The following is a 10088-nucleotide window of genomic DNA, read 5'->3' on the forward strand; positions in this document are numbered from 1 at the left end:
GCGGCGATCCCGGTGTCGATGGCGGCATGGAGGATCTGCGGGAAGGTCAGGCCGGTGCGCTTCATCGGGCCCTTGCGTGGCGAGACGAAGTCTTCGTCCAGTTCGATGTTGTCGAAGATCACCGTGCCGCTGACCGAGTTCTGCTGGCCGAAGGCGTGCCAGTCGTCCACCAGGGTCAGGCCCGGGGTGTTGCGATTGAGCAGCACCCCGGCACCGCCTTCTTCGCTGGCGGCGGTCAGGGAAATCCACTCGGCCAGGTAGGCGCCGGTGGAGTAGAACTTGCTGCCATTGAGAATCAGCTGGCCGTCGGCGCGGCGCTCGATGCGGGTCTTGAGGGCAAACTTGTTCTTGCCGCCGACTTCCGCCAGGGCGTTGCCAAAGCGCTTGCCGGCCAGCACGTCGCTGATCAGGCGGTCGCGTACCGCCTCCGGGTAGCCATTGAAGATGCCCCGCAGCATCACATTGTGGATCTGCAGCAACTGGCCGACACCGCCGTCGGCCACCGAGATCAGCCGCACCGTTTCGACGATAGTGGCCACCGAGGCCCCCAGACCGCCGAAGGCCTTGGGCACGCCGATGGCGGTCAGGCCGCTTGTGGACAGCAGTTCGGCCTGACGCCGGGGCAACTGGCCGTTGGCCTGACTGTCGGCGGCAATGGTGGCGATTTGCGTGGCGATCTCCCGGGCGGCGGCGATGGCTTCGGCCTCGCTGCGCAGGACACGGACCGGAGTGACAGGAAGGGTTTGGACGCTACTCATACTGGAACCTCTATCTGAAGAAATCTGCCCTCAGGGGCGTGTGTATCGGCCTGATCCGTAGGAGCCGGCTTGCCGGCGAAAGGGCCCTTGAGCCTGGCGCCAGTCCTGGCGACGCCTTCGCTGGCAAGCCAGCTCCTACAGGGGGCGTATGTATTGGCCTGCTCCGTAGGAGCCGGCTTGCCGGCGAAAGGGCCCTTGAGCCTGGCGCCAGTCCTGGCAACGCCTTCGCTGGCAAGCCAGCTCCTACAGGGGGCGTGTGTATCGGCCTGATCCGTAGGAGCCGGCTTGCCGGCGAAAGGGCCCTTGAGCCTGGCGCCAGTCTTGGCAACGCCTTCGCTGGCAAGCCAGCTCCTACGAAAAAGGGGAGTGCTTGAGGGGCTTGAGCAAGTTCTGCGCCAGGGCCTTTTCAGTGTGCTGAAAATCCGTTGCAGGCCTTGTGCGACAAGGCTGGCGGGCGGGTGCCCAATGGGTGCTAAAACGCCTGCTGCTGCTCCAGCAGCAATGCTCGTCGGCCCGTTGCTCCGACAGCAGCAGTCGCCGCGCAATGCTGCTGGTCGGGCAGCAGTTGGCGTGGTGCCGGTTTCGCCGGCAGCGGCCCAGGCCCCGTAATCCGGGGCTTTGCCCGGTTGGCACGGGCGCTGCAATGGCTCTGGCAACCGCCATTGCACAGGAACCGGCCCATGACGCTTGCTGCCTCTTTACCCCTATCCGCTGCCCAGCCTCGGCTGGAGCAGATCTGGTTCACTCGCTGCCCGGTGCCCACCGCTTCCGGGATCGCCTACAAGCTGGGCTGGCTCAGCGAGGAATTCGCTGCCGACGGCCTGCCGGTCGCGACCCTGCAGGAAGCCCGGCAGCTGGGCCATCACCACTACGATCACCAGTTGCCGGGGCTGTTTCGCGAGGGCGGCAATGTCCCGGCCCTGGCCGCCCGCGCCGCCGGTTCCCCCAGCCGACTGATCGGCCTGACCTGGATCGAGGAATGGCAGACCCTGCTGGTGCGCCCCGACTCGGGCATCCGCCGCCCCGAGGACCTCAAGGGCAAACGCCTGGCCCTGCCGGCCTGGGGCGAAAATCGGCCGGGCAGCATCGCCCGGGCCATGAGCCTGCATGGCTACAAAGGCGCGCTGAGCCTGGCGGGCCTGGGTTTCGACGATGTCGAGCTGGTGGAAGTGGCGCTGCAGGACCAGGAGCGTGCGGCGACGCCCCAGGAAGGTTTGCAGCGCCTGTGGTCCGGCCTGGACTACCTGGTGCGCGGCGAGGTCGATGCGGTCTACGTCAAGGGCGCTGCCGCTGCCGATGCGGCGCGGCGCCTGGGGCTGGTGGTGGGCATCGATCTGGACCAGATCGCCGAGCCGCGCTACCGCATCAACAACGGCACGCCGCGACCGATCACCGTGCACCAGAGCCTGCTGGACAACCACTTTGACCTGGTGGTGCGCTTTCTCGCCCAGACCCTGCGCGCCGCCGAATGGGCGGCGCACAACCGCCCGGCGCTGAACGCCATTCTTGAAGAGGAAACCCGGGCCGGCAGTGCCGGTGTGAATGAGGCCTATCGCGGCGACTTCCACACCACCCTGGCTCCCGACCTGTCGCCCCAGCGCCTGGAGTTCCTCGATATCCAGAAAAACTTCCTCTATCGCCATGGCTTCCTCGAACGGGATTTCGCCATCGCCGATTGGGTCGACCCACGCCCCTTGCACGCCGCCCACGAACTGCTGGCCCAGCGCCACGCCTGAATCCGGAGAATTGCCATGACTGTATTGATCAACGAAACCCCGATTACCCAGGAACTGCAGGCCTTCATCGATCAGGTGCTGCTGGAGGCCGAACAGGCGTTCACCGTGTTCCGCGAAACCCAGACCATCACCGCCAACGGCACCGTGGGCTTCATCGAGCGGGTACCGGGCCAGGAACTGCTGGTCTCGGTGAACTACGGCGGCCCGTGGAACTACCGCAAACCGTTGCAGGCCACGGTCACCGACTTTGCCGGCAAGGTCATCCTCGGCCAGGGCAAGGGCGGCCTCGGTCGCTACACCAAACTGTTCCAGCAACACTCCGATATCACCACCGTGTCCCACGTGCATTCGCCGTACCTGGGAGCCTGGGCCCAGACCCACCGGACCCTGCCGTTCCACTACGTACCGGTGCAGCGCTACCAACTGGCCCGGGAGCTGCCGGTGTACATCGACCGGCGCCAGCCCGAGGTGGACTTCATCCTCGACAGCATTGCCCAGAACCCCTTCAACCTGGCGATTCTCGAAGCCAACGGCGGCTCTACCGTGTGGGGCAAGCAAGGCTTGCGAGCCACGGCGGAATTCATCCTGCTGCTGGAGGAGGGCGCGCAACTGCAACTGCTGGCCGATGCCTTGGGTGGTTCCCGGCCTTACGGCCCGGGAGTCTTGACCCAGCAATGGAAGATGAGCGGCCTCTACGAGCGCGCCACCGAACTGGGCCTGGTGCCCGCCATCGACCGCCGCACCTGACCTGCCGCCCCGCGGGATTTATCTGGCTGCTGTAGGAGCTGGCTTGCCAGCGAAGGCGCCCGTCAGGGCAACGCAAGGGCAATGCTCAGGCGCTAAAGGCGTTCAATCATTCAAGGAACAGGCACATGGCCGTCAAGATTCTCTGGTACCTCACTACACCCGATGGCCCCTATCCCTGGGAGCCCGAAGGGCGCTGGAACACCGATTTCGAGCACCTCAAACAGCTGGCAGTGGCCAGTGATCGCCTGGGTTACTACGGTTCGCTGCTGGGCTCGAGCCCCAATGAAAGCCTGGCGGTCTCGGCGGCGTTGATCGATGCCACCCAGCGTCTGCGCTTTCTGGTGGCGCAGCATCCGGGGGAGCTGTCACCGGCGGTGCTGGCCAAATGGGCGCTGACCTTCGATCAATTCTCCAACGGCCGCTTGCTGTTCAACGTGGTCAACGGCAGCGATGCCGGGCTGGCCACGCTGGGGGTGCACTATCCCCACGATGAGCGTTATGACTTCAGCCTGGAGTACTGGCGGGCCTTCCAGGGCTTCTATGCCGGCGACACCGCCGGCTACGACGGCCGCTACGTCAAGCTGGCACCCCGTTCCCCGGCGGCGGCCAGCCATCCCCTGGGCGGCTGGCACGCGCCGAGGCAGCGGCCCGGCATTCCCCTGTGGGGCGCCGGCACCTCCGGCCCGGGAGTGGCCCATTCGGTGCAGTTGCTGGACGTGTACCTGAGCTTTGCCAATACGCCGCCGAAACTCGGCGAGAAATTTCGCCAGGTGGCTGCCGAGGCGGCGAAGATCGGCCGTGAGCTGAGCTTTGGCACCCGCCTGCAGATCATCGTCCGGGAAACCGAGGAGGAGGCCTGGGCTCACGCCGAGAAGTTGCTGCAGCGCACCTCGCTGCAGACTGCCCGGGCCTCCATCGAGCGTCAGTTGCCGCCCGGAGAAACCCTGGACAGCTTCCACAGCGACGACCCGCAGATCCAGCGCAATGTCGAGGCCATCCGCGCCGGCCGCCTGCCCAAGGCCCGGGACCTGGAGATCTATCCCAATGTCTGGCTTGGTCCGAGTCTGTTCGGTTTCAACATCCTCGGTCCGGCCGCCGGCACCTACCTGGTGGGCAGTGCCGAGCAGGTGGCCGAGCGTATTCGCGAATACCAAGAGCAGGGCACCTCGGCCTTCATTCTTTCGGGCTTTCCGCTGATCGACGAGGCCCATCGAGTGGCCGACCTGCTGTTCCCGCTGCTGGACCTGGATCACGGTTTCGAGGTGCCGCGCCTGGGGTCCGTCGTGGCGGCCCGACAGCCAGCCATTGCCACTGAGCAGGCTTGAGGAGCGAGCCATGAGCGAGGTGTTTTCCCGCCGGGTGTTTCTCGGCAACTCCCTGGCCGTCGGTGGCGGCCTGTTGCTGGGCACTGGCCTGCTCAGCGGCTGCGACAGTGGCGCGGCGGTGAACGGTGCGGCGCTGGCGTCCAGCACGCCGGTGCGCGGCGGGCGCTTGCGAGTGGGGATCATCGATGGCGACCAGTCCGGCAACCTCGATGCCCACAAACCCGTGGGCGGCGGGATCATTCGTGGCTGGGCGCTGTACAGCAAGTTCTGGGAGTGGAACCCGGACGTCAGTACCCGCCTGGCCCTGGCGGAGTTCGCCGAGCCCAATGCCGATGCCAGCGCCTGGACCATCCGCATCAAGCCGGGGCTGGAGTTTCATCACGGCAAGAGTATCGGCGCCGACGACATGCTGTTTTCCATCCTGCGCCTGACCGATCCGCAGCTGGCTTCACCCTTTGCCGGGCTGGTGGGGGCTATCGACCGCCAGGCCTTGCGCAAGCTGGACGAGCGCACCATCGAGATCCGCTTCAAGCAGGGCCAGAGCTTCTTTCCCCTGGACGAGACCCTGATCAGCTTCGGCGGCATCGTGCCCACCGACTATCACCCGGTGACCAACCCGGTAGGCGCCGGTCCCTATAGGCTCAAGCGCTTCATTCCCGGGCAACGCTCGCTGTACAGCCGTTTCGAGAATTACTACAAGCCGGGACAGCCCTATGCCGATGAACTGGAAATCATCGAGTTCAAGGATCAGGTCTCCCGGGCCGCGGCGTTGCGTGCCGGGCAGATCGATGTGGCCAGCGGGGTCCAGGCCGAGCACAGCGCGCTGCTCAAGGCCGATCCGCGGCTCAGGTTCTACGCCTCGCCGAGCACCTCGTTCACCGGCTTCAACCTCAACCTGGCCAAGGCGCCGTTCCAGGATGAGCGGGTGCGCCAGGCGTTTCGCCTGCTGGCCGACCGTCAGGAACTGGTGGATCGCGGCCTCAACGGTTTCGGGCGGATCGCCAATGACCTGTATTCGCCCCACGACCCCACCTACAACCACGGCATTGCCCAGCGCCCCTACGACCTGGACCAGGCCCGCTCCCTGTTGCGTCAGGCCGGGCACAGCGACCTGCGGGTGGAACTGACCACCACCCCGGGCCCTGGGGTCAATGCGGCCCTGGTGTTTGCCCAGCAGGCGAAGAAGGCCGGGGTCGAGATCAAGGTGACCCAGGTCGACGGCTCGGTGTTCAACGGCCCTCAGCGAGAGAACTGGCTACTGTCGCCCGGGGCCACCCCGGCTCGGGGCTTTCTGGCCTCGGCGTTGCACAACGACGCGCCCCAGGCCATCTACAACCGCAGCAATTTCCACGATCCGCGTTTCACCGAGCTGTACCAGCAAGCCCTGGCCCAACCCGACCTGGAATTGCGCAAGCCACTGGTGCACCAGGCCCAGGCCATCCAGCACCAGCGCGGCGGCCTGCTGATCTGGGGCTTCAACGATGTACTGGACGCCGCCTCGGTACGGGTCGGTGGCCTGACGCCGGAACAGACCACCTTCGCCTCCTGGCGCTTTGACGAGTTGTGGTTGAACCATGTCTGAACCCTGCGCAAAAGCCACCAGAACGCCAGCCTGGCTGTCCTGGTTCATCGGTCGTCTGGGCTATGGCCTGCTCACCGCCTGGGTCATCAGCCTGGTGGTGTTCGTCGCCACCCAGGCACTGCCCTCGGACCCGGCGCGGGTGATCCTCGGCCCCGACGCGCCGCTGGAGAGCATCCTCACCCTGCAACGGCAACTGGGGCTGGACCGACCGCTGCTGGAGCAATACCTGCGCTGGCTGGGGCAGACCCTGGCCGGTGACCTGGGCCAGTCCCTGGATTCCAGTGCCCCCGTGGCCGAGATCCTTTTTGCCCGGCTGGGCTACACCCTGGCGCTGCTGGCCGGGGTCGTCGTGCTGGTGGTGCCTGTGGCCCTGGCGTTGGGGGTGACCCTGGCCCTGCGCCGGGACAGTCGCCTGGATCGCTGGAGCCTGTCGCTGCTGATCTTTCTCAAGGCGACGCCAGGGTTTCTCCTGGCCATTGGCCTGGTGCTGCTGTTCTCCATGCCCCACATGGACCTGCTGCCGGCGGTGTCGATCCTCGATCCCCAGTTGCCGCTGTGGCGCCAGTTGCAGTACCTGGTGCTGCCGGTGCTGGCCCTGGCGCTGTCGGCCTTGCCCTACCTGACGCGCATGGTGCGTGCGGCGATGATCGAGGCCCTGGAGTCCGACTACGTGATTGCCGCGCGGCTGCGGGGCATCCCGCAGTGGCGCATCGTCTGGCGCCACACCTTGCCCAATGCCCTGGTGCCAGCGATCCAGGGCCTGGCCCTGACCCTGCGCACCCTGATTGGCGGGGCCCTGCTGGCGGAAGTGGTGTTCAGCTACCCGGGGATCGGCACCTCGCTGAACGCGGCGATCCAGATGCGCGACCTGCCGATGATCCAGGCCAGCGTGCTGGTGATCACCCTGGGGGTGGTGCTGATCAACCTGCTGGCGGACCTGGCCACCGTCTTGCTGACCCCCAAACTGCGCACGGCAAGGCGGGTCGGCCTGATCCGCCGCAACCGGCGCGGCATCCAGCCCTGGTGGCGCCGCTCGGCGCCCAAGGCCCCCTGAACCTGCGGCATGAGAACCGATGCATGAGTGATTTCCGTACTTCCCGCTGGCGCCTGTGGCTGGCCGAACCGCAAACCCGCAAGGGCGCCCTGATCACCTTGCTGGTGGCCCTGCTGGCATTGTTCGGGCCCTGGCTCGCGCCCCGGGGCAGCACCGACATGCTGGGGCCGGTCTACGGCGCGCCGGATGCCGGCGCCTGGCTGGGCTACGACTTTCTTGGCCATGACGTGCTGTCGCGCCTGCTCAGCGGTGGCCTGTCGGTGTTGTGGATGTCCCTGGCGGCAGCGTCCATCGCCTTGCTGCTGGGGGGCGCCCTGGGCTTGCTGGCCGGCCTGTCGCGGCGCCGCCTGGATCAACTGATCAGTTGGCTGGCGGATGTGTCCCTGGCCTTTCCCGACCTGATCCTGGTGCTGCTGATCGTCTCCATGCTGGGGCGCGCGCCCTGGCTGATCGTGCTCACCGTGGCGATTGCCTTCACCCCTGGGGTGGTGCGCCTGGCGCGGGGTAGCGCGGTGGCGGTGGCCGGCCAGGAGTTCGTCGAGGCGGCGCAGATGATGGGGTATTCACGCTGGCGGATTTTGTTGCGCGAGATCCTGCCCAATATCCTCACGCCCTTGCTGGTGCACTTGGGCAACATGCTGACCTGGGGGGTGGGCATGCTCTCGGGCCTGAGCTTCCTCGGTTATGGGGTGGCGCCGCCGGCCGCCGACTGGGGGCTGATGATCAATGAAAGCCAGGCCGGCCTGCTGGTTCAGCCCTGGGCGGTACTGGCCCCGGCGGTGCTGATCGGCATCTTCGCCTACGGCACCAATATCCTCGCCGAGGGCATTGGTCGCAGTCAGTCGCGGATCGGGGAGAAACGCCCATGAACGCGGTCGCGGAAATTGCCCGGGACGTCCGGGTGCTGCAGGTCCGTGACCTGCGGGTGGAACTGGCGCCCGAGGTGGATGTGCTGTCGGGGGTGTCCTTCAGTGTGGTCGCCGGGGAGATCCTCGGTCTGGTGGGGGAGTCGGGATCGGGCAAGACGACCCTGGCCACGGCGCTGCTGGCCCATGCTCGCCAGGGCGCGCGCATCGTCGGCGGCCGGGTCGAGGTGGCCGGGGAGTCCTTGCTGGAGCTTAGCGGCGATGCCCTGCGCCGGGCTCGAGGCAGCCTGATCGGCTACGTTGCCCAGGACCCGGCTACTGCCTTGAATCCGGCCCTGCGCATCGGCAGCCTGCTGCGCGAAACCCTGGCGGTGCATCAGGTGCGCCTGGCGGCGACGGCGCAACACCAGCGCATCGTCGAAACCCTGGAACAGGTAGGGCTGCCGGCAGACCCCGAGTTCCTGCGGCGTTTTCCTCATCAACTCTCCGGTGGCCAGCAGCAACGGGTGATGCTGGCCCTGGCCTTTGTCCTGCGGCCCAGGCTGATTGTCCTGGACGAGCCCACCACGGCCCTGGATGTGACCACCCAGGCGCATATCCTCGCGACCTTGCGCCATCTGTGCAAAAGCCAGGGGGTGGCGGCGATCTACGTCTCCCACGACCTGGCGGTGATCAAGGATCTGGTGGACCGGGTGCTGGTGATGTATGCCGGGCGGATTGTCGAAAGCGCGTCCCGCGAAGCGCTGTTTCGTCAGCCGGCCCATCCCTATACCCGGGGCTTGCTGGCGGCGATTCCCGACGTCGGCCAACGTCGGCCATTGTTGGCGATCCCCGGGCAGGCCCCGGCCCCGGGGCAGCGGCCCCAGGGCTGCGCCTTCGCGCCCCGGTGTCCGCGTCGCGGCCCGCAATGCAGTGTGCTCGAACCGCCATTGCACCCCCTTGCGCCTGAGGTTCAGGTGGCCTGCGTCGATCCGCATCGGCAGGCACTGCCGGAGCCTGTGCCCGTGTCCGCGCCTGCGCTGCAGTTGGCGCCCGGAACCGGGGCCGTGCCCCTGCTGGAGGTCGAAGACCTGAACCTGGCCTACGACCGCCAGGTGCTCTTTGAAGTGTCACTGCAGGTGGCGCCTGGAGAGTGCCTGGCCCTGGTGGGCGAGTCCGGTTCCGGCAAGACCAGCCTGGCCCGTGCCCTGGCCGGACTCGGCGACAATGCCCAGGGCCGGGTGCGTTATGCCGGCCAGCCCTTGAGCCTGTCGGCGCGCCAGCGAGAGAAAGGCCTGCGGCACCAGATCCAGTACATCTTCCAGAACCCGTACCGGGCGCTGAACCCACGGCACACCCTGTACCAGACCCTGAGCGCGCCTCTGGAGCACTTCTTCGCCATCAAGGGCGCCGAGGCCCGGGCGCGAGTGGACGCGGTGCTACAGCGGGTGTCGTTGTCGCCGGCCCTGGCGGACCAGTATCCCCACAGCCTGTCGGGGGGCGAACGCCAGCGAGTGGCGATTGCCCGGGCGCTGATCTGCGAACCGAAGCTGTTGATCTGCGATGAAGTCACCTCGGCCCTGGATGTTTCGGTGCAGGCGTCGATCCTGGCGTTGTTGCGGCAACTGCAGGAGGACGGGCTGACCCTGCTGTTCGTCACCCATGACCTGGGCGTAGTGCGCGCCATCGCCGATCGGGTGCTGGTGCTCAAGCAGGGGCGGGTGGTGGAGCAGGGCACGCTGGATCAGGTACTGGACCGGCCCGAACATGCCTATACCCGGACCCTGCTGGAGAACTCGCCGCGGCTGGGCTGACGGCGACATCTTCTGCGGCAATTGCACCGCCTTCGCTGGCAAGCCAGCTCCTACGGGTGCTGCGTATTGCGCGTTTTTTGTGTGTAGGAGCCGGCTTGCCGGCGAAGAGGCCCTTGAGCCTTGCGCTGCTCTTGCGGACGCCTTCGCTGGCCAGCCAGCTCCTACGGGGGCTGCGTATTGCGCGTTTTTTGTGTGTAGGAGCCGGCTTGCCGGCGAAGAGGCCCTTG

Annotated in this window: 8 protein-coding genes; 7 read left to right on the plus strand and 1 reads right to left on the minus strand. The window is 66.8% G+C overall.

Features of this window, described 5'->3' with window-relative positions:
- Positions 1 to 758: acyl-CoA dehydrogenase family protein (locus tag BLX41_RS36395; protein WP_259745226.1), on the minus strand; the 758-nt coding region annotated here is incomplete at its 3' end.
- A gap of 680 nt (positions 759 to 1438) precedes the next feature.
- Between BLX41_RS36395 and BLX41_RS26925 the strand changes: the two genes are divergently transcribed.
- The 7 genes from BLX41_RS26925 to BLX41_RS26955 all read left to right on the plus strand — a co-directional run bounded on the left by BLX41_RS26925 (position 1439) and on the right by BLX41_RS26955 (position 9861).
- Complete coding sequence (locus BLX41_RS26925) at positions 1439 to 2494, plus strand: ABC transporter substrate-binding protein (RefSeq protein ID WP_123727347.1); 1056 nt, start codon at positions 1439 to 1441, stop codon at positions 2492 to 2494.
- 15 nt (positions 2495 to 2509) lie between these two features.
- Complete coding sequence (locus tag BLX41_RS26930) at positions 2510 to 3241, plus strand: class II aldolase/adducin family protein (protein WP_123727348.1); 732 nt, start codon at positions 2510 to 2512, stop codon at positions 3239 to 3241.
- Between the two features lie 125 nt (positions 3242 to 3366).
- The gene (locus BLX41_RS26935; protein WP_123727349.1) at positions 3367 to 4566 is read left to right on the plus strand and encodes an LLM class flavin-dependent oxidoreductase; all 1200 of its coding nucleotides are present in this window, start codon (positions 3367 to 3369) and stop codon (positions 4564 to 4566) included.
- 10 nt (positions 4567 to 4576) lie between these two features.
- The gene (locus BLX41_RS26940) at positions 4577 to 6148 is read left to right on the plus strand and encodes an ABC transporter substrate-binding protein (protein WP_123727350.1); all 1572 of its coding nucleotides are present in this window, start codon (positions 4577 to 4579) and stop codon (positions 6146 to 6148) included.
- Positions 6141 to 7202 carry an ABC transporter permease gene (locus BLX41_RS26945; protein ID WP_123727351.1) on the plus strand — a complete coding sequence of 354 codons (1062 nt, stop codon included), beginning with the start codon at positions 6141 to 6143 and terminating at the stop codon, positions 7200 to 7202. Before BLX41_RS26940 ends, BLX41_RS26945 begins: the two co-directional genes overlap by 8 nt.
- A 23-nt stretch (positions 7203 to 7225) precedes the next feature.
- The gene (locus BLX41_RS26950; RefSeq protein ID WP_185073798.1) at positions 7226 to 8071 is read left to right on the plus strand and encodes an ABC transporter permease; all 846 of its coding nucleotides are present in this window, start codon (positions 7226 to 7228) and stop codon (positions 8069 to 8071) included.
- A complete protein-coding gene (locus BLX41_RS26955) occupies positions 8068 to 9861 on the plus strand; it encodes a dipeptide ABC transporter ATP-binding protein (protein WP_123727353.1) in 1794 nt (597 codons plus the stop codon). Before BLX41_RS26950 ends, BLX41_RS26955 begins: the two co-directional genes overlap by 4 nt.
- Positions 9862 to 10088 lie beyond the last annotated feature (227 nt).

It is taken from the genome of Pseudomonas protegens, assembly GCF_003732485.1.
Taxonomy (GTDB): Bacteria; Pseudomonadota; Gammaproteobacteria; order Pseudomonadales; family Pseudomonadaceae; genus Aquipseudomonas; species Aquipseudomonas protegens_B.

Excerpts from the sequence above, each read along its gene's own strand:
- BLX41_RS26925 (WP_123727347.1), top strand. The coding sequence starts at position 1,439 with ATGACGCTTGCTGCCTCTTTACCCCTATCCGCTGCCCAGCCTCGGCTG.
- BLX41_RS26930 (WP_123727348.1), top strand. The coding sequence starts at position 2,510 with ATGACTGTATTGATCAACGAAACCCCGATTACCCAGGAACTGCAGGCC.
- BLX41_RS26935 (WP_123727349.1), top strand. The coding sequence starts at position 3,367 with ATGGCCGTCAAGATTCTCTGGTACCTCACTACACCCGATGGCCCCTAT.
- BLX41_RS26940 (WP_123727350.1), top strand. The coding sequence starts at position 4,577 with ATGAGCGAGGTGTTTTCCCGCCGGGTGTTTCTCGGCAACTCCCTGGCC.
- BLX41_RS26945 (WP_123727351.1), top strand. The coding sequence starts at position 6,141 with ATGTCTGAACCCTGCGCAAAAGCCACCAGAACGCCAGCCTGGCTGTCC.
- BLX41_RS26950 (WP_185073798.1), top strand. The coding sequence starts at position 7,226 with ATGAGTGATTTCCGTACTTCCCGCTGGCGCCTGTGGCTGGCCGAACCG.
- BLX41_RS26955 (WP_123727353.1), top strand. The coding sequence starts at position 8,068 with ATGAACGCGGTCGCGGAAATTGCCCGGGACGTCCGGGTGCTGCAGGTC.